Origin of the sequence: Streptomyces albidoflavus (assembly GCF_000719955.1) — a bacterium.
GTDB lineage: Bacteria > Actinomycetota > Actinomycetes > Streptomycetales > Streptomycetaceae > Streptomyces > Streptomyces albidoflavus.
Genome location: NZ_JOII01000016.1, coordinates 1 through 18,825 on the forward strand (window position 1 = coordinate 1; position 18,825 = coordinate 18,825).

The window sequence follows — 18,825 nt, forward strand, 5'->3', positions numbered from 1 at the left end:
CGGCGACCACCGAGATCTACACGTAAGGAGTCGTCGGCAGCGTCAGATGTGTATAAGAGACAGCCCCTGTGCCCACCCCCCGCCATCGGGCAGCATGGCCCGCATGTCCCTCCTGACGCGCGACGAAGCGCAGACCCGATCCCAGCTCCTCGACGTCCAGCGCTACGCCGTCGACCTGGACCTCACCACCGGCGACACCACCTTCGCCTCCCGCACCCGCGTCCACTTCACCGCGCGCACCGCCGGGGACACCTTCATCGACCTGAACCCCGACCGCCTCCACACCGTCACCCTCGACGGCACCCCCCTCGACCCCGCCACCCTCGACGGCAACCGCTTTCCCCTCACCGGCCTCGCCCCCGGCCCCCACGAACTCACCGTCGAGGCCGACATGGCCTACTCCCGCACCGGCGAAGGCATGCACCGCTTCACCGACCCCGCCGACGGCGAGACGTACCTCTACACCCAGCTCTTCCTCGACGACGCCCGCCGCGTCTTCGCCGCCTTCGACCAGCCCGACCTCAAGGCCCACTTCGACCTCACCGTCACCGCCCCGCCGCACTGGACCGTCCTCGCCAACGGCACCACCACCCACCACGGCGACGGCCGCTGGACCGCCGCCACCACCCCCCTCATCTCCCCCTACCTCGTCGCCGTCGCCGCCGGGCCCTGGCACACCGTCCGCACCGACCACCGCGGCCTGCCCTTCGGCATCCACTGCCGCCGCTCGCTCGCCCCCCACCTCGACGCCGACGCCACCGAACTCCTCTCCACCACCACCGCCCTCTTCGACCGCTACCACGAGAAGTTCGACGAGCCCTACCCCTTCGACTCCTACGACCAGGCGTTCGTCCCCGAGTTCAACGCCGGCGCCATGGAGAACCCCGGCCTCGTCACCTTCCGCGACTCCTACGTCTTCCGCTCCGCCGTCACCGACGCCGAACGCTGCTCCCGCGCCGTCACCATCGCCCACGAGATGGCCCACATGTGGTTCGGCGACCTCGTCACCCTCACCTGGTGGGACGACATCTGGCTCAACGAGTCCTTCGCCGAGTACATGGGCTACCAGACCGTCGCCGAAGCCACCCGCTGGACCCACGTCTGGACCGACTTCGCCGCCGGCCGCAAGGACTGGGGCTACGACGCCGACCAGCGCCCCACCACCCACCCCGTCGCCCCCGACCCCGAGGCCGTCCCCGACACCGCCTCCGCCCTCCTCAACTTCGACGGCATCTCCTACGCCAAGGGCGCCGCCGCCCTGCGCCAGCTCACCGCCTGGCTCGGCGAGAAGGACTTCCTCGCCGGCATCAACCGCCACTTCACCCGCCACCGCTTCGGCAACGCCACCCTCGCCGACTTCCTCGACAACCTCGCCTCCGCCACCGACCGCGACGTCCACACCTGGGCCGCCGCCTGGCTGCGCACCAGCGGCGTCGACACCCTCACCGCCCACGCCACCGACACCGGCACCCCCGCCGCCCCCACCTGGCAGCTCACCGTCGACCGCGACGGCACCCGCCCCCACCGCATCACCGTCACCACCTGGGACCACACCCCCGAGACCGGACCCCCCACCCGCCGCGACCACCTCGACCTCGACCTCCCCCAGGACCAGCCCCTCACCCTCCCCGGCCACCGCCCCGACCTCGTCGTCCTCAACGACCAGGACCTCACCTACGCCAAACTCCGCCTCGACCCCACCTCCTGGACCACCGCGTCGGCCACCCTCGCCACCCTCCCCGACCCCCTCACCCGCGCCGTCCTGTGGAACACCGCCCGCGACCTCGTCCGCGACGGCCAACTGGCCCCCGCCGCCTACCTCGACGCCGCCCGCACCCACCTCCCGCACGAGAGCGACCTCGCCGTCACCACCGGCGTCCTCGGCTTCGCCTCCCGCCACGTCGCCGGCGTCTACACCCACCCCGACGACCGGCCCGCCGCCCTCGCCACCCTCACCGCCCTCTGCCGCGACCTGCTCCGCCGCACCGAAGGACTCAGCACCGAGGACTGGACCCGCGGCCAGGGCGGCGCCCACCGCACCGACACCCACCCCGGACTGCGGCTTGTCGCCGTCCGCCACTTCATCGACAGCGCCACCCAGCCCGCCACCCTCACCGCCTGGCTCGACGACGGCCTCGTCCCCGGCGGCCCCGACCTCGACCCCGCCCTGCGCTGGCGCATCCTGGGCCGCCTCGCCGTCCTCGGCGCCGTCGACGAAGCCGCCATCGACGCCGAACTCACCGCCGACCCCAGCGCCACCGGCCAGGAAGGCGCCGCCCGCTGCCGCGCCGCCCTCCCCGACCTCGACGCCAAACGCCGCGCCTGGGAGGCCATGTTCGAGGACGACACCCTCTCCAACTACCTCTTCACCGCCACCGCCCAGGGCTTCTGGCAACCCGAACAGACCGCCCTCGTCCGCCCCTACGTCCACCGCTACTACCAGGAAGCCCCCGGCCTCGCCCGCCGCCGCGGCGCCGCCCTCGCCACCGCCGCCGGCGCCGCCGCCTTCCCCGCGTACGCCGTCGACGACGAAGCCCTCGCCCTCGGCCGCGCCGCCCTCGCCCAGGACGACCTCGTCCCCGCCCTCCGCCGCCGCCTCGCCGACCAGATCGACGACCTCGCCCGCGCCCTGCGCGTCCGCTACCGCCAGGCCCAAGCCACCGGCTGAACCAGAGCCCGGCGAGGACCGGGCCGCGACACCGAAGAGGGCGGCGGGTCAGTGGACCCGCCGCCCTCAGCCGTACCCCCGCGCCCCAGGAACCGTCGGCCACGCCCTACCAGACCCACCCCGCGACCCGCCCGCCAACCCCGCCGTAATCCCCCTTTCGGATCCGTTTCCCGCACTCGCCGCCCGCCCGCCCGCCACCCCCCAACAAGCTGGAACTCCCTGCCCGCGTGCGTCCGAAGGACCAGCAGAAATTGAACACCCCGCCCCTCGCCGGAGGCACCGCCGGACCCGACGCGCTCGCGCCCCTCCTCGCCGCCGTCCTCGACGCCCTGCGCACCGGCGCCCTCGACCGCGGCGGACCCCTCCCCGCAGGCGGCCCCACCACCACCGCCCGCCGCGTCCACACCGCCGCCCACCCCCTCCTGCCCGACCACGGCACCGGCCCCGAAGCCGCCCTCGGCCCCCTCGTCCACGCCCTCACCCGGGGCGCCGCCGACCCCGCCGACCCCCTCTGCGCCGCGCACCTCCACGCCCCGCCCCTCGCGCTCGCCGCCGCCGCCGACCTCGCCGCCTCCGTCCTCAACCCCTCCCTCGACTCCTGGGACCAGGCCCCCGCCGCCTCCGCCCTCGAAGCCGAACTCACCCGCACCCTCGCCCGCGAGACCTACCCCGCCGCCGACCACCCCGACGCCCTCCTCACCACCGGCGGCACCGAGGCCAACCAACTCGCCCTCCTCCTCGCCCGCGAACGCCACCCCACCCCCCTCCACGTCGTCCACGGCGCCAACGCCCACCACAGCCTCCCCCGCGCCGCCTGGCTCCTCGGCCTCCCCGCCACCCACACCGTGCCCACCCCCACCGGCACCCTCGACCCCGAAGCCCTCCACCACACCCTCGCCTCCCTCACCGGCCACCCCGTCCTCGTCACCGCCACCGCCGGAACCACCGACTCCGGCGCCATCGACCCCCTCCCCGCCCTCGCCGACGTCTGCGCCGCCCACGGCGCCGACCTCCACGTCGACGCCGCCTACGGCGGACCCCTCCTCTTCAGCGAGCGCCGCAGACACGCCCTCCACGGCCTCGACCGCGCCCACTCCGTCACCCTCGACCTGCACAAACTCGGCTGGCAACCCGTCGCCGCCGGCATCCTCGCCGTCCACCGCACCAGCCGCCTCGACCCCCTCCAGCACACCGCCGACTACCTCAACTCCCACGACGACACCGAAGCCGGCCTCCCCGACCTCCTCGGCCGCAGCCTGCGCACCACCCGCCGCCCCGACGCCTTCAAGATGGCCGTCACCCTCCGCGCGCTCGGCCGCGACGGACTCGGCGCCCTCGTCGACCAGGTCTGCGACCTCGCCGACACCCTCGCCGACAAGATCCACCACCACCCCGCCCTCACCCTCCACGCACGGCCCGCCCTCAGCACCGTGCTGTTCCGCCCCGCCGACGCCGACGACGAGCAGGTCGCCGCCGTCCGCCGCACCCTCCTCGACGACGGCCACGCCGTCCTCGGCCGCGCCCACGCGCAGGGCCGCCTCTGGCTCAAAGCCACCCTGCTCAACCCGCACACCCAACCCGGCGACCTCGACCGGATGCTGAAACTGGTGGAAGGACACACCCCCCGATGACCGCGCAGCGCACCCCCGACCACGACCAGCCCCACGACCTGGTCGGCATCGGCATCGGCCCCTTCAACCTCTCCCTCGCCGCCCTCGCCCACGGCATCCCCGACACCCCCCGCACCGCCTTCTTCGAACAACGCCCCGCCTTCCACTGGCACCCCGGCATGCTCATCGACGGCGCCACCCTCCAAGTCCCCTTCCTCGCCGACCTCGTCACCCTCGCCGACCCCGCCAGCCCCTGGAGCTTCCTCAGCTACCTCCGCCACCGCCAGCGCCTCTTCCCCTTCTACTTCGCCGAGCGCTTCCACATCCACCGCGCCGAGTACGACGCCTACTGCCGCTGGGTCGCCGAGAACCTCCCCGGACTCCACTTCGGCCACCAGGTCGACGCCGTCCGCTGGAACCCCGAACGCGCCCTCTTCGAAGTCGACTACACCCAGACCGGCGCCGACGGCGAAGCCGAAGCCCTCGGCCGCGTCCACACCCGCAACCTCGTCCTCGGCGTCGGCACCGCCCCCCACATCCCCGAACCCCTCAAACCCCTCGCCGACGCACCCGTCGTCCCCGTCGTCCACTCCGCCGACTACCTCACCCACCGCGAACGGCTCCTCGGCGCCGACCACATCACCGTCATCGGCTCCGGCCAGTCCGGCGCCGAGATCTTCCTCGACCTCCTGCGCGCCCGCCCCGAAGGCCGCGAGAAGCTCCACTGGCTCACCCGCACCGAGGCATTCACCCCCATGGAGTACTCCAAGCTCGGCCTCGAACACTTCACCCCCGACTACACCCGCTACTTCCACTCCCTCCCGCAGACCGCCCGCGACCAGCTCCTGCCCCGCCAGTGGCAGCTCCACAAGGGCATCGACACCGAGACCATCGCCGCCATCCACGACGAGCTCTACCGCCGCACCCTCCACGGCGGCTGGCCCGACGCCACCCTCACCCCCGGCGTCGCCGTCCGCACCGCCGGACGCGTCGCCACCACCCAGGTCGAACTCCACCTCGAACACCTCACCCAGGGCACCCGCTCCCGCCTCACCACCGACGCCGTCGTCCTCGCCACCGGCTACCGCGAACGCCCCCTCGACCGCCTCCTCGGCGCCCTCGACCCCTACCTCCGCCGCGACCCCGCCGAACGCCCCCGCATCGACGACCGCTACCGCCTCCACCTCGACCCCGCCATCAGCCGCACCGGCAGCGCCGTCTACGTCCAGAACGCCGAACGCCACACCCACGGCGTCGGCGCCCCCGACCTCGGCCTCGCCGCCTGGCGCTCCGCCACCATCCTCAACACCCTCACCGGCACCCAGCCCTACCCCCTCCCCGACCGCACCGCCTTCACCACCTTCGGCCTGGAACGCCCCGGCGCCGAACCCCACCCCCGGCACACCCTCACCCCCCTCGCCGAACCCCACTGACCCGGGCCCGGCGGACACCCCGGCCACCAGACGGCCACCAGACGGCCGCGCGGCCGGAGGCAACCCCGCCCCCGGCCGCGCCACCCACACCCGCCGGCGCCTCAGAACACCGGCTCACCCTCCCGCGTCAGCCGCCACCCCACCGACGCGAACTCCGCCGGGTCCACCGTCCCCTTCTCCCGCACCCACTCGATGATCGTGTTCCGGATCTCCTCCGGGTCGGCCCACACCTGCTCCGCCGACGCCACGTGCGGGAACGCCCCGCCGCCGCTCGCCCGGTAGTTGTTCACCGCCAGCACGAACCGCGCGTCCGCCGCCACCGGCTCCCCCTCGAACGCCAGCCCCACGATCCGCGACCCCGCCGGCTGCGCCACGTCCACCTCGTACGTCACCCCCGACAACGCGTCGTAGTTGTAGTCCGGAATCCCGTCCGCGTTGGTCAGCGCCGCCGGGTCCACCGGCGCACCCGGCGCCGTCCGCACGTAGTACCGCGCCGAGAACTCCAGGTACTCCTTCAGCTGGGCCCCCGTCAGCACCCGCGCCTCCAGCGTGTTCTCGAACGGGTACAGACCCGCCGCGTCCTTGATCGTCACCTCACCCGCCGGCATCCGCGCCGTCCGCGAGAAACACGACGCCTGCGAGATCAACGGCAGCTCCGCGTACGCACCGCCCGCGAGACCCGCCCGCACCGTCTCCGTCTGCACATGGTTGATCAGGTCGATGATCGGCACGTCCTTCACCGGACCCTCGGCCGCCGACATCTCCGTCACCGACGTCCCGATCACCTGGTTCACGTAGGCGACCACCTTCTTGTGCTCCGCGGCCAGCAGCCGCACGATCCGCGGGTCCTCCTCGGCCGTGTTGGAGTTCCGCACCTCGGACGCCACCCGCTCCACCACCCAGCGGCCCCGCTCCCACACCACCTCGATGTCGAACAGCGTCAGCCGCTGCCCCCACTTCAGCGGCTCCGAGAGCACCACCGGCCGCCCCGACTCCTTGTTCTCCACCACGTACTCGGGGATCTCCTTGTGCGCGTGACCCACCAGGATCGCGTCGATCCCCGGCACCTCCTCGGCCACCTGCGCCGCCGCGTTCTCCACGTACGGCAGCTGGTCACCCCACGACGAGGTGCCGCTCGTCCCCGAGTGCGCCGACACCAGAACCACGTCCGCCCCCATCGACCGCAGCTTCGGCACCCACTTCGCCGCCTGCTCCACCAGCCCCGGGAAGACCATCCGGCCCTGCACGTTCACCTTGTCCCAGATCGCCACCCCGGGGTTGGTCAGCCCCAGCACCGCCACCCGCACATCCCGCCCGAACGGCGTCCGCATCCGCTTGATCACGTACGGGGCGAAGGCCGGCCGCAGCGACTTCGCGTCCAGCGCGTTGGCCCCCAGCAGCGGGAAACGGCACTGCTCCTCGAACTTCCGCAGCACCTCCATCCCGTAGTTGAACTCGTGGTTGCCGAGCGCCGCCGCGTCGTACCCGATCGCGTTCATCGCCCGCGCCATCGGATGCACCGGACCCCGGCGCTCCGTGATCGGGTCGACCTTCGCGTAGTAGTACGACAGCTGGGTGCCCTGGATCGTGTCACCCGCGTCGATCAGCAGCGTGTTGCGGTGGCCGCGCTCCTCGCGGATCTCCTTGACCATCGTGGAGATCTTGGCCAGGCCGACATCGTTGTGGTCCGCGTCGTCGAACTCCGCGTCCGTGAAGTAGTCCCAGTTCAGGACGTTGCCGTGCAGGTCCGTCGTGCCCAGCACGGTGAACGCGTACCGCCGCTCTCGACCGTGCCCGCCGTGGCCGCCTCCCTGCCCCGACCCGCCCGCCGCCGAGGCCGTACCCGCCCCCGCGCCGAGCGCCAGCCCCGCGCCCACCGCCGCCGAACCACCCACGAAACCCCTGCGGTTGACCGCCATCATCCACTCCTCGTTCGCTGAGACAACGCGCGTAGATTCTGGCGCAGAGGCCCCCTCCGCAACACCCCTCCCAGGTTTCCATCCGGTGACGCGGAGCCCATTCGTCCACACCTTCGCCCTTTCGCTCGAAAGGGGGTGCCGAACAGCTCGGGAACGCTCATCGGAGCGTGCCCGCGCACAATTCAACAGTTGTCAATACCCTTTCGCCAAAAGGTCGTTGAGCAGTCATGCGCGGCCAATCGTCTACCCGCCGGTAGGCCCTAGGGTCGAACCATGCGCCGAGCAAAAATCGTCTGCACCCTAGGACCGGCCACCGACTCGTACGGGCAGATCAAGGCCCTCGTCGAAGCCGGAATGGACATCGCCCGCCTCAACCTCAGCCACGGCCTCCACGCCGAGCACGAAGAACGCTACGCACGCGTCCGCAAGGCCGCCGACGAGACCGGCCGCAGCGTCGGCATCCTCGCCGACCTTCAAGGACCGAAGATCCGCCTCGGCCGCTTCACCGAAGGCCCTGTACTCCTTGAACGCGGCGACGACTTCACCATCACCGTCGAACCCGCGGCCGAGGGCGACCGCCACAGCTGCGGCACCACCTACCCCGGCCTCGCCGCCGACGTCACCCCCGGCGAACGCATCCTCGTCGACGACGGCCGGGTCACCCTCGAAGTCACCGCCGTCGACGGACCCCGCGTCCGCACCACCGTCGTCGAAGGCGGCATGGTCTCCGACCACAAGGGACTCAACCTCCCCGGCGTCGCCGTCTCCGTCCCCGCCCTCTCCGACAAGGACATCGAGGACCTCCGCTGGGCCCTGCGCACCGGCGCCGACGTCATCGCTCTCTCCTTCGTCCGCAGCGGCCGCGACATCGAGGACGTCCACCGCGTCATGGACGAGGAAGGCCGCCGCCTCCCCGTCATCGCCAAGATCGAGAAGCCCCAGGCCGTCGAGAACATCGAATCCATCGTCGCCGCCTTCGACGGCATCATGGTCGCCCGCGGCGACCTCGGCGTGGAGATGCCCCTGGAGCAGGTGCCGATCGTCCAGAAGCGCGCCGTCAAGCTCGCCAAGCGCAACGCCAAGCCGGTCATCGTCGCCACCCAGATGCTCGACTCGATGATCGACAACTCCCGGCCCACCCGCGCCGAGGCCTCCGACGTCGCCAACGCCGTCATCGACGGCACCGACGCCGTGATGCTCTCCGGCGAGACCAGCGTCGGCAAGTACCCGGTCGAGACCGTCCGCACCATGGGCCGCATCGTCGAGGCCGCCGAGAGCGACATCCTCGCCAAGGGGCTCCCGCCGCTCACCGAGGTCAACAAGCCCCGCACCCAGGGCGGCGCCGTGGCCCGGGCCGCCGCCGAGATGGGCGACTTCCTCGGCGCCAAGTTCCTGGTGGCCTTCACGCAGAGCGGCGACACCGTCCGCCGCCTCTCCCGCTACCGCTCGCCGATCCCGCTCCTCGCCTTCACCCCCGACCCGGCCACCCGCTCCCAGCTCAACCTCACCTGGGGCGTCGAGACCTTCCTCGGGCCGCACGTCGACTCCACCGACGCGATGGTCGACCAGGTCGACGAGTACCTCCTGAAGGTCGGCCGCTGCCAGCGCGGCGACACCGTCGTCATCACCGCCGGCTCACCCCCCGGTGTCTCCGGCTCCACCAACCTGGTCCGCGTCCACCACATCGGCGAGGACGACACCGCCCCCGCCACCCGCCCCTGACCCCACCCGGGTCCGCCGCCGCACGGGCCGGGGTGCTGGGGGGCAGGTCAGTACTTCGGCCCCACGTGGGCGTCCATGAGGGCCACGGAGGGTTTGCGGGCTACGGAGATGTTGAGTTCCCTGCCCGAGTGGCGCAGGACGCCCCATTCGACGCCGAGTGCGTCCAGGGTGTCGCTGTAGAGGCGGCGGATGTCGTCCGAGCGGTTGGTGAAGAAGTACCGCGTGTACTCGTACCGGCGGCGTTCCCCGCTCGCCAGTGTGCGCTCCGTCCAGTTGGTGAAGCGGCATCCGTCGGAATGGAAGAGACCGCGCACGAACTCCCAGGGATGGGCGTCCACGAGTTGCCGCTGCCAGGGCTCCAGGATGATGGGTCGTTCGTGCTTCTTCCCTGGCCCGTGCTGCGGAAAGGGGCAGCGCCAGTGCTTGCTGGAACTGGAGACCGCCACGCACCCGGGGTACTGGGTGCGCCAGACATTGTTCGGCAGCGCCTTGCCCATGGCGTCGGCGCAGGCGTCGATGAGCCCCGGCCAGGCGTCGGCACAGGCTATGCGCAGGACGTAGACGCCTTTCCGGCTGAGACTGAGGCAGCCGTCGCCCAGGTAGAGGCCGAGGAGGTAGACGTAGGCGGCCTGGTCGGCGGGGAGGGCCGGAGTGTCCGCGCAGCGGTAGCAGGTGGCGGGCCGCATGTGAGGCAGGGGCTCCACGCGTACGGTCCAGCTGCGGATCGTGGCCCGGGCGATGCCTGTCTGCTTGCTCACGCTGTTGAGACTCATCCCCGTGTCGAGGAGGGAGAGAGCGTGCTTTCTGGTGGTGCGATCGTACATACGGACGATCTTGTGCAGTGCGACTCGAAAGCAGTCGAATACGCGAAAAAGTCACCCTTTCGAGTGAAAGGGTGACTTCTGTGGTTTCACCTTTGAAAGTAAGGCTGGTGCCCCGGGTCGGACTCGAACCGACACCGAATGGAGTTTGAAGCCATCGTCTCTGCCAATTGGACTACCGGGGCCTACGAATCGAAGGTTGCTCTCGACCCGCTGGCGTCGAGTTTACCGCAGCTAGGTAGGCTCTCCATAGTAGGACCAGCAGAACCGCGCGCCCCGCCCTGAGCCAAGGAGCACCCCCGTGAGCGTCCCCGAGCCCGAGTCCCAGCCCGTCTCAGACGGTGACGTGTCGCACGTCCCTCCGCTGACGACCCGCGTGGTGATCGCCGAGGACGAGGCGCTGATCCGGCTCGATCTCAAGGAGATGCTGGAGGAGGAGGGGTACTCCGTCGTCGGCGAGGCCGGTGACGGGGCCAAGGCGGTCGAGCTGGCCCGGGAGCACCGCCCGGACCTGGTCATCCTCGATGTGAAGATGCCGGTCCTGGACGGCATCTCGGCGGCCGAGAAGATCGCCGAGGAGTCCATCGCCCCGGTGCTGATGCTCACCGCCTTCTCCCAGCGCGACCTGGTCGAGCGCGCCCGGGACGCCGGGGCCATGGCGTACCTGGTGAAGCCGTTCAGCAAGAGCGACGTGGTGCCGGCGATCGAGATGGCCGTCTCGCGCTTCACCGAGCTGCGGACGCTGGAGAAGGAGGTCGAGGACCTCTCCCAGCGCCTGGAGACCCGCAAGCTGGTGGACCGGGCCAAGTCGATCCTCCAGACCCAGTACGGACTGACCGAGCCGGCCGCCTTCCGGTGGATCCAGAAGACCTCGATGGACCGCCGCATGTCGATGCGGCAGGTCGCCGAGGCGGTCATCGAGGACGACGAGGAGAAGCGCGCCGCCAAGGGCTGAGCCCGGCGCCGTACGCGCACGAGCGGGCCCGCACCCCCCGAGGGTGCGGGCCCGCTCGCGTACCGCCGTGGGGTCAGTCCTCGCCGAGGTAGGCCTTGCGGACGGACTCGTCGTGGAGGAGGTCGGCGCCGGTCCCCGAGAGGACGATCTTGCCGATCTCCATGACGTGGCCCTGGTCGGCCAGCGAGAGCGCGGCCTGGGCGTTCTGCTCGACCAGCAGGATCGTGGTGCCCTGGGCCTTCAGCTCCGCGATGGTCTCCATGATCTTCTGCATCATGATCGGGGAGAGGCCCATCGAGGGCTCGTCCAGCATCAGCAGCTTGGGCTGGGACATCAGGGCGCGCCCCATGGCGAGCATCTGCTGCTCACCGCCGGAGAGGGTGCCCGCCGCCTGCCTGCGGCGCTCCCCGAGGATGGGGAAGCGCTCGTAGGAGCGTTCGATGTCGCGCTCGATGCCCTCGGCGTCCTTGCGGAGGAAGGCGCCGAGCTTGAGGTTCTCCGCGATGGTGAGGTTCGGGAAGATCCTGCGGCCTTCGGGCGAGTGGGCGAGGCCCTTGGCGACCACCTTGTGGGCGCCGACCCCGGTGATCTCCTCGCCGTCGAAGACGACGGAGCCGGAGACCGGCTTGAGGAGCCCGGAGAGGGTGCGCAGGGTGGTGGTCTTGCCGGCGCCGTTGGTGCCGATCAGGGTGACGATCTCCCCGGCGTGGACGGAGAAGGAGATGCCCTTGACGGCCTCGATCTTGCCGTAGGCGACCTTGAGGTCCTTGACCTCCAGCAGGGCGGTCATTCGGTGTCCCCTTCTTCTTCCGTGCGGGGCTTGCTGGTGGTGCTGGTGGCGCCGTCGGCGGCCTTGGCCTCGGCCGCGCGGACCTCGGCCACCTCCTCGTCGCCGGGGGCGCCTTCGAAGGGGGTGCCGAGGTAGGCGGCGACGACGCGTTCGTCGGCCTGGACGACGTCGGGGGTGCCCTCGACGAGCTTCTCGCCGCGGACGAGGACGGCGACGCGGTCGCAGAGGTTGAAGATGAACCGCATGTCGTGCTCGATGACGAGGACGGCGATGCCCTGGTCGCGGATGGCGAAGACCAGTTCCTGGGCGGCCTGGGTCTCCTGGGGGTTCATGCCCGCGGTGGGCTCGTCCAGGAGGAGCAGGCCCGGCTGGCTGGCCAGGGCGCGGGCGATCTCCAGCTTGCGCTGCTCGCCGTAGGGGAGGTTGCGGGCGAGGTGGTCGCGCTTGTGGGCGAGACCGGTGAACTCCAGGAGTTCCATCGCCGCCTCGTGGGACTCGCGCTCGGCCTTCTTGAAGCCGGGGCCGCGCAGGAGGGCCGACCAGAGCCCTTCCTTGGTGCGGGTGTGGCGGCCGACGAGGACGTTCTCCAGGACGGTCATGTTGGCGAAGAGCCGGATGTTCTGGAAGGTCCGCGCGATGCCCGCCTGGGTGACCAGGTGGGAGCGGGGCGGGAGCACCTTGTCCTTGTAGGAGACGGTGCCCTCGGTGGGGACGTAGAGCCCGGTCAGGCAGTTGAAGAAGGTGGTCTTGCCGGCGCCGTTGGGGCCGATGAGGCCGACGATCTCGCCCGCGTTGACCTGGAGGGAGACGTTGTTGACGGCGGTGAGGCCGCCGAACCGCATGATGACGCCGTTGGCGTCGAGGACCGGGGTGGTGGCCGGTGCCGGGTTGGTGCTGGTGGTCATGGTGGTTACACCCCCGCCTTGCTGAGGCCGATATCGCCCTTGGGTGTGTCTAGTTGCCCGGTCTCCTTGAACTCCAGCTGCTTGCGCCGGTCGGCGACGAGGCCCTCGGGGCGGAAGCGCATCAGGAGGACGAGCGCGATGCCGAAGAGGAGCAGCTGGTAGTCGGCCATGAACTGGAGCTTGGCCGGGATCAGGTAGAGCAGGGCGGCGCCGATGAGCGGTCCGCTGACCGTTCCCATGCCGCCGAGGATGACGGCGGCGAGGAGGAAGGCGGAGTTGGGCGGCATCGACTCGACGAACTTGTACTGGGCGGGGGTCACGGTGTACGTGACGTGGGCCTGTACGGTGCCGGCGAGGCCGGCCAGGGTGGCGCCGAGGGCGAAGGCGAGGAGCTTGAGCCGGAAGGCGTTGATGCCCATGGCGCGGGCGGCGGTCTCGTCCTCGCGGATGGCGACCCAGGCGCGGCCGATGCGCGACTGGTCGCTGCGGCGGAAGACGAGGACGACGACGATGGTGACGAGCAGCATCAGCAGGTAGTAGTTGGAGAACCTGCCGAGTTCCACGCCGAGGACGGTGTGGCTCTCACCGAAGTTGAAGCCGAACATCTCCAGGTCGGGGATGTTGGGGATGCCGTTGGGCCCGTTGGTGATGTCGGGTCCGCTGGTGCCGTCGAGGTTCTGCATGCCGATGCGGAAGATCTCGCCGAAGCCGAGGGTGACGATGGCGAGGTAGTCGCCGTGCAGCCGCAGCGTCGGGGCGCCGATGATGACGCCGAAGATCAGGGAGGCGAGGGCGCCGAGGAGGACGGCAGCCCAGAACGGCACGTGGACGTCGAAGGGGGAGTTGGGGGAGCCGGAGACCAGGGCCGCGGTGTAGGCGCCGACGCCGAGGAAGGCGACGTAGCCGAGGTCGAGGAGGCCGGCGAGGCCGACGACGATGTTGAGGCCGAGGGCGACGGTGGCGAAGATGAGGATGTTGGTGCCGACGCTGGTGTAGGCGTCGCTGGTCTGGGTGAACGGGAAGGCGAAGGCCGACACGAAGGCGGCGGTGACCGTCACGTTCTTGTGCTTGACGGTGAGGCCGGTGAGGCGGCGGCTGAGGCCGGACTTGTTGAGGGCGGCGACGCCGAAGCCGATGAGGAGGAGGAAGCCGAGGAAGTCCTCGGCGCCTTCCGTGCCGATGCCGTAGGTGAAGGCCAGCAGGCCGATGCCGAAGGCGACGGCGATGAGGAGGATCTCGGCCCAGCTGGGGAGTTCCTTGGCGGCTGCGGGGGCCGGGGCCTTGAAGAAGGCGGCGAACGTGGCCCAGCCGCTGGTTCCGGTGGGTTCGGCCTCGCGGGGGAGGGCGAAGGAGAGGGCCACGGTCAGCGCGGTGGCGACGGCGGCGAGCCAGGCGCCGGGTTCGAGGTTGACCAGGCCGCCGAGTTCGACGGCGATGGCGATGACGGTGAACCAGGTGGTGGCGAAGGTGGCGAGCGCCATGAGGCGGACGGAGGCGTACTTGCCGCCGGGGGTGGCCCAGCGCAGTCCGGGGATGCCGAGTCCGCCGAGAACGAGGACGGCGGTGAGCAGGGCGCCGGTGAGGGTGAGGAGCTGGAGGCCGCCGGGGTAGCCGTCGACGGTGAGGTTGCCGGGGAACTCGGCGGTCCAGGTCCAGGCCAGGAAGGTGCTGGCGAAGGAGAGGACGGCGCCGCCGAGGGTGGCGTAGCTCAGGGCCTTGGGGGCCTTGGGGGTGGCGGGTGCCTGGGTTTCGGTGGTGGTCTGGGTGGTCATCTGTATCACGCCCGATCCGCGCCGCGGCTGCCGAGGATGCCCTGGGGCCTCAGGAGGAGGACCAGGATCAGCAGGACGAAGGCCCAGACGTCCTTCCAGGCCCCGCCGCCGAACATGCTCATGCCGGGCACGTTCTCCATGTAGGCGGTGGCGAGGGTTTCGGCGACGCCGAGGACGAGGCCGCCGATCATGGCGCCGTAGATGTTGCCGATGCCGCCGAGGACGGCGGCGGTGAACGCCTTGAGGCCGGCGATGAAGCCCATGCGGAACTGGACTTCGCCGTACTTGAGGCCGTGGGCGACCGCGGCGATGGCGGCGAAGGCGGCACCGATGCCGAACGCGGTGACGATGATGCGGTCGGTGTTGATGCCCATGAGCTTGGCGGTGTCGGGGTCCTGCGAGGTGGCCTGCATGGCCCGGCCGGTGCGGGTCTTGGAGACGAAGACGCCGAGGGCGATCATGCAGACGGGGGCGGCGATGAGGAGGAAGAGGTCGCCGCGGCTGATGGAGAAGGCACCGAGGTCGATGCGTCCGCCCTCGAAGTGCGGGAAGCTGAGGGCGCCGTCCCGGGCCTTGGGGTAGAAGGACCAGACGAGTTGCTGGAGGACGAGCGAGAGGCCGATCGCGGTGATGAGCGGGGCGAGGCGGGGGCCGCCGCGCAGAGGCCGGTAGGCGAACCGTTCGGCGCCGATGGCGACGGTGACGGAGAAGACCATGCCGAGCAGGATCATGACGGGGAGGGCGACGAGGACGCCGGTGCCGTCGGGGAGCCAGAGCCAGGCGGTGAGGGCTCCGAAGCCTCCGATCATGAATATCTCGCCGTGGGCGAAGTTGATGAGCTGAACGATGCCATAGACCATCGTGTAACCGATTGCGATGAGTCCGTACAGCGCGCCGAGTAGCAGGCCGTTGGCAAGTTGCTGCGGCAGATCGTGCACCGCGGGGCCTCCGAGTGAGTGTGGTCAGATACGGCCGCGCGGGGGCGCTGGTGGCGCCCCCGCGCGGTTCAGGGATGTTCGTTCCGGGGCGGTGGGGAGAGGATCAGCCCTCGTACTCGCCGCTGTTGACCGGCTTGTGGGCCCCGTCGGTCACCTGGTAGAGGGAGAGCTGCTTGTTGGTGGTGTCGCCGTACTCGTCGAAGCCGACCTCGCCGGTGACGCCGCTGAACTTGACCGACTGCATGGCCTCGGTGACCTGCTTGCGGGCGTCCTTGGCGTCGGTGGGCAGCTTGCCGTCGTTCTTCTCGGCGACGGCCTTGACGGCCTGGATGATGGCCCAGGCGGAGTCGTAGGCGTAGCCGCCGTAGGCCTCCCAGGTGTTCTCGTACCCCTCGGCCTTGTAGTTCTTCATGAACTCCTTGGCGGTGTCGAGGGTGTCGAGGGGGGCGCCCACGGAGCTGGCGAAGTCGCCCTCGGCGTTCTTCTTGGCGAGCTTGATGTACTCACCGCTGAAGAGCGCGTCACCGCCGACGGTGGGGATCTTGGCGCCGGCGTTCTTGATCTGGCTGGCCAGGGGGGCGCCGGCCGGGTACTCGCCGCCGTAGTAGACGAAGTCGGCCTTGGACTTGGCGACCTTGCTGGCGACGGAGGAGAAGTCGCGGTCCTCGGGGTTGATGTGGTCGGAGCCGACCACCTTGCCGCCGAGCTTCTTGAACTCCGTGGAGAAGGTTCCGGCGAGGCCCGCGCCGTAGGTCTTCTTGTCGTCGATGACGAAGACGGACTTGAGTCCCTCTTCCTCGTACATGTACTTCGCCGCGTACGGGCCCTGGATGGCGTCGGTGGTGGAGGTGCGGAAGTACGTGTCGTACAGCCGCGCCTTCTTGCCGGACTGCCAGTCCTTGCCCTGGGTCAGCTCGGGGTTGGTGTTGGCCGGGGAGACCTGCACCATGCCGGCGTCGGCGAAGACCTTCTGCATGGACTGGCCGACGTCGGAGTTGAGCGGGCCGACCGCGCCGAGGACCTTGTCGTCGGCGATGAACTTGGTGGCGTTCTGCTGGCCGGTGGCGGCCTGGGCGGCGTCGTCCAGGGCCTGGAGCTTGAAGGTGACGCCGTCGACTTCGTTGTTCTTGTTGGCCGTCTTGACGGCCAGCTCGGCGGAGTTCTTGATGCCCTGGCCGAGCGCGGACAGGTCGCCGGTCAGCGGGGCGTCGAGGCCGATGACGACAGTCTGCTTGCCACCGCCACCGCCTCCTCCTCCGGCGCTGTCGTCGCGGGACCCGCAGGCGGACAGGGTCAGAGCCCCGGCGGTGACGGCGGTGGTGATGACGAGCAAGGAACGGTGGCGCACGATCAGTCCTCTCCCCTAACACGGCGTTTCCGTCGTGGAACGCCGGTCCTGCGCAGACCGAAGTGAATGGAAATCCGGTGGCGCGGTGACTGGCCGTGACTCTAAGCGCGCAGGTGGGCATGGTGGAGAGGTCAGGCCAATGATGTGACTCTCTTGTTATGACGGGGGCGTAATGCGGAGAGGCCCGGGGAGGGCGTTAAAGGGAAAAATCCCCCTCTTCTGTTTGTCCGGATGGTGAGAACGGGCAGAGTGGGCCGGGTTACGGGCTTGCAGAGGTGGGGAGTTGGGGCGGGACGCCCGGGGGTGGTCCGCGAATGGGGCGTTTCGGTCCTGCCGGGGAGGGCGGATTCCGGGGTGCCGTATTGCGTGGAGGTTACCTAGTGTTACACCCGGAAAATGGATGCTTGCATTCCGGGCCACTGTGTCGCAATTGCTCTCATGCGCACCTATGGGGAGTGGGCGGGGCTTTTCCTCCGCCGGAGAAAAGGGGCAGGCGGGTGGAGAGGGTCGGATAGGGGTTTCCGGGAGCGGTGGGGCGGAGTGTCCGATATTCGGAGAGGAGTGTTCGGAATCCGGGATTCAGGCGGTGCGGGGCCGGTGTACGGGCAGCCACCGCTCGGCGTGGGCGACGGCGGCGGCCAGCGGGAAGAGCCGCGCGGTGGCCCCGCCCACGGTGCCGCGCGCCACCGGACGGCTCCTCTCGAAGTCGGCCCCCAGCTCCGCGAACCCCTCGTCGCTGACGGAGGTGTCGGTCACGGTCGTCCAGTGGGGCCCCGAGGGGGTGCGGACGGCGAAGGAGTTGCGGACCCTCGGCCCGGCGATCCGGTACTCGGCCAGATGGAAGGCGGTGCAGCTCGCGTACCCGGTGCCCAGCAGCAGGACCCGTGCCCCGGCCTCCTCCAGGCGGGCGAGCGGGCTCTGCTCGCCGAGGCGGCAGTCGAGGGCGTGGCCCTCGACGAGGGCGCGGGCGCCCGGTCCGAGGGCGGCGAAGGAGGTCTGCGGGTGGGCGCTGCGCAGGGCGCCGGGCCAGGTGCGCAGGGTCTCCGGGACGACGCCCACGCCCCGGCTGGGGGTGGTGCGCGGGTCGTACGGCGGCATGTGCGCGCGGATCGCGGGCCACCAGGGTTCCGGGACGGGCGGGGCGCTCCAGCCGGCCGGGTCGGAGTTGTCGCCGGAATGGGTGGGGGCGGTCAGGGTGCCGTCCGGGCCCACCGCGTCGAGCAGGGCCTGGACGAGGGCGACGGCGCCGCCGCACACCCAGCCCAGCGAGCTGAGGGAGGTGTGGGCGAGGAGGGTCTCGCCCGGCCGGACGCCCAGGTCGCGCAGGGCGGCGGCGAGGGAGGCGCGGGTCTGGAGGGGGCCGGCGACCGGCGCGGGGGAGGGCATGGGCCGGGAGTCTGCCCCGGGGGCCGGGCGGGGGGCCACCGAATTCGGGCGGCCCCCGCCGGCGGAGGTCGCGTCTCAGCTCTGCGGGGCGGCCCCGCCCGCGTCACGGAGCATGCAGGTCAGGCGGGCCGAGCAGAGGCGCTTGCCCTGGTCGTCGGTGATGGCGATCTCGTACGTGGCGGAGGAGCGGCCGCGGTGCACGGGGGTGGCGACGCCGGTGACCAGGCCGGAGCGGGCGCCGCGGTGGTGGGTGCAGTTCAGGTCGACGCCGACGGCGAGCTTGTGGGGGCCGCCGTGGAGCATGGCGCCCACCGAGCCGAGCGTCTCGGCGAGGACGGCGGAGGCGCCGCCGTGCAGCAGGCCGTAGGGCTGGGTGTTGCCCTCGACGGGCATGGTGCCGACGACGCGGTCGGCGGACGCCTCCAGGATCTGGACGCCCATCCGGGTGCCGAGGTGTCCGGCGGAGAAGAGGGCGGCGAGGTCGACGCCGAGCGACGCGTACTCGTCGAGAACCTCCTGCGGGAACTTGACGGTCTGCTGTTCACCCATGGTCCGGCT

At 70.9% G+C, this 18,825-nt stretch carries 14 protein-coding genes and 1 tRNA gene; 5 read left to right on the forward strand and 10 right to left on the reverse strand.

Annotated elements, in window-relative coordinates:
* The first annotated feature begins 103 nt into the window (after positions 1 to 103).
* The 3 genes from pepN to IF45_RS0117925 all read left to right on the forward strand — a co-directional run bounded on the left by pepN (position 104) and on the right by IF45_RS0117925 (position 5,711).
* Positions 104 to 2,668: an aminopeptidase N gene (gene pepN / locus IF45_RS0117915; protein ID WP_030308344.1), complete on the forward strand. Its 2,565-nt coding sequence runs from the start codon at positions 104 to 106 to the stop codon at positions 2,666 to 2,668.
* A 251-nt stretch (positions 2,669 to 2,919) separates the two neighbouring features.
* A complete protein-coding gene (locus IF45_RS0117920) occupies positions 2,920 to 4,299 on the forward strand; it encodes a pyridoxal phosphate-dependent decarboxylase family protein (RefSeq protein WP_030308345.1) in 1,380 nt (459 codons plus the stop codon).
* The gene (locus IF45_RS0117925) at positions 4,296 to 5,711 is read left to right on the forward strand and encodes a lysine N(6)-hydroxylase/L-ornithine N(5)-oxygenase family protein (RefSeq protein ID WP_008414287.1); all 1,416 of its coding nucleotides are present in this window, start codon (positions 4,296 to 4,298) and stop codon (positions 5,709 to 5,711) included. Before IF45_RS0117920 ends, IF45_RS0117925 begins: the two co-directional genes overlap by 4 nt.
* A 101-nt stretch (positions 5,712 to 5,812) precedes the next feature.
* On the opposite strand, the gene IF45_RS0117930 is transcribed toward IF45_RS0117925, so the two are convergent.
* The gene (locus IF45_RS0117930; RefSeq protein ID WP_030308347.1) at positions 5,813 to 7,630 is read right to left on the reverse strand and encodes a bifunctional metallophosphatase/5'-nucleotidase; all 1,818 of its coding nucleotides are present in this window, start codon (positions 7,628 to 7,630) and stop codon (positions 5,813 to 5,815) included.
* Positions 7,631 to 7,903: 273 nt separating this feature from the next.
* Here IF45_RS0117930 and pyk point away from each other — a divergent pair, with 273 nt between their 5' ends.
* Positions 7,904 to 9,352, forward strand: a complete 1,449-nt coding sequence (pyk, locus tag IF45_RS0117935) for a pyruvate kinase (protein ID WP_003947512.1) — start codon at positions 7,904 to 7,906, stop codon at positions 9,350 to 9,352.
* A gap of 47 nt (positions 9,353 to 9,399) precedes the next feature.
* On the opposite strand, the gene IF45_RS0117940 is transcribed toward pyk, so the two are convergent.
* Together IF45_RS0117940 and IF45_RS0117945 are read right to left on the reverse strand one after the other, a co-directional pair.
* On the reverse strand, positions 9,400 to 10,176 hold the full coding sequence (locus IF45_RS0117940; protein WP_030308349.1) for a hypothetical protein: 777 nt from the start codon (positions 10,174 to 10,176) through the stop codon (positions 9,400 to 9,402).
* Between the two features lie 105 nt (positions 10,177 to 10,281).
* A tRNA-Leu gene (locus IF45_RS0117945) sits at positions 10,282 to 10,358 on the reverse strand.
* Positions 10,359 to 10,474: 116 nt separating this feature from the next.
* On the opposite strand from IF45_RS0117945, the gene IF45_RS0117950 reads away from it, so the two are divergent.
* Positions 10,475 to 11,128: an ANTAR domain-containing response regulator gene (locus tag IF45_RS0117950; protein WP_010637162.1), complete on the forward strand. Its 654-nt coding sequence runs from the start codon at positions 10,475 to 10,477 to the stop codon at positions 11,126 to 11,128.
* A gap of 73 nt (positions 11,129 to 11,201) precedes the next feature.
* On the opposite strand, the gene IF45_RS0117955 is transcribed toward IF45_RS0117950, so the two are convergent.
* The 7 genes from IF45_RS0117955 to IF45_RS0117985 form a co-directional block, all read right to left on the reverse strand.
* Positions 11,202 to 11,918 (reverse strand): ABC transporter ATP-binding protein, encoded by a 717-nt coding sequence (locus IF45_RS0117955; RefSeq protein WP_003947509.1) that lies wholly within the window; start codon positions 11,916 to 11,918, stop codon positions 11,202 to 11,204.
* The gene (locus IF45_RS0117960) at positions 11,915 to 12,823 is read right to left on the reverse strand and encodes an ABC transporter ATP-binding protein (RefSeq protein ID WP_003947508.1); all 909 of its coding nucleotides are present in this window, start codon (positions 12,821 to 12,823) and stop codon (positions 11,915 to 11,917) included. The genes IF45_RS0117955 and IF45_RS0117960 overlap by 4 nt, the downstream gene beginning before the upstream one ends.
* Positions 12,824 to 12,828: 5 nt before the next feature.
* On the reverse strand, positions 12,829 to 14,595 hold the full coding sequence (locus IF45_RS0117965) for a branched-chain amino acid ABC transporter permease (RefSeq protein ID WP_030308350.1): 1,767 nt from the start codon (positions 14,593 to 14,595) through the stop codon (positions 12,829 to 12,831).
* Positions 14,596 to 14,600: 5 nt separating this feature from the next.
* Positions 14,601 to 15,533, reverse strand: coding sequence for a branched-chain amino acid ABC transporter permease (locus IF45_RS0117970; protein ID WP_003947506.1), 933 nt, complete (start codon positions 15,531 to 15,533; stop codon positions 14,601 to 14,603).
* 103 nt (positions 15,534 to 15,636) lie between these two features.
* Positions 15,637 to 16,881: a branched-chain amino acid ABC transporter substrate-binding protein gene (locus tag IF45_RS0117975; RefSeq protein WP_008414297.1), complete on the reverse strand. Its 1,245-nt coding sequence runs from the start codon at positions 16,879 to 16,881 to the stop codon at positions 15,637 to 15,639.
* Between the two features lie 579 nt (positions 16,882 to 17,460).
* Positions 17,461 to 18,267, reverse strand: a complete 807-nt coding sequence (locus IF45_RS0117980; protein WP_030308352.1) for an AAC(3) family N-acetyltransferase — start codon at positions 18,265 to 18,267, stop codon at positions 17,461 to 17,463.
* A gap of 75 nt (positions 18,268 to 18,342) precedes the next feature.
* A complete protein-coding gene (locus IF45_RS0117985; RefSeq protein ID WP_008414302.1) occupies positions 18,343 to 18,816 on the reverse strand; it encodes a PaaI family thioesterase in 474 nt (157 codons plus the stop codon).
* Positions 18,817 to 18,825: the final 9 nt, after the last annotated feature.

Bases quoted from the DNA above. Each gene is read 5' to 3' on its own strand.
- pepN (WP_030308344.1), top strand. From the start codon at position 104: ATGTCCCTCCTGACGCGCGACGAAGCGCAGACCCGATCCCAGCTCCTC.
- IF45_RS0117925 (WP_008414287.1), top strand. From the start codon at position 4,296: ATGACCGCGCAGCGCACCCCCGACCACGACCAGCCCCACGACCTGGTC.
- IF45_RS0117930 (WP_030308347.1), bottom strand. From the start codon at position 7,630: ATGGCGGTCAACCGCAGGGGTTTCGTGGGTGGTTCGGCGGCGGTGGGC.
- pyk (WP_003947512.1), top strand. From the start codon at position 7,904: ATGCGCCGAGCAAAAATCGTCTGCACCCTAGGACCGGCCACCGACTCG.
- IF45_RS0117940 (WP_030308349.1), bottom strand. From the start codon at position 10,176: ATGTACGATCGCACCACCAGAAAGCACGCTCTCTCCCTCCTCGACACG.
- IF45_RS0117955 (WP_003947509.1), bottom strand. From the start codon at position 11,918: ATGACCGCCCTGCTGGAGGTCAAGGACCTCAAGGTCGCCTACGGCAAG.
- IF45_RS0117960 (WP_003947508.1), bottom strand. From the start codon at position 12,823: ATGACCACCAGCACCAACCCGGCACCGGCCACCACCCCGGTCCTCGAC.
- IF45_RS0117965 (WP_030308350.1), bottom strand. From the start codon at position 14,595: ATGACCACCCAGACCACCACCGAAACCCAGGCACCCGCCACCCCCAAG.
- IF45_RS0117980 (WP_030308352.1), bottom strand. From the start codon at position 18,267: ATGCCCTCCCCCGCGCCGGTCGCCGGCCCCCTCCAGACCCGCGCCTCC.
- IF45_RS0117985 (WP_008414302.1), bottom strand. From the start codon at position 18,816: ATGGGTGAACAGCAGACCGTCAAGTTCCCGCAGGAGGTTCTCGACGAG.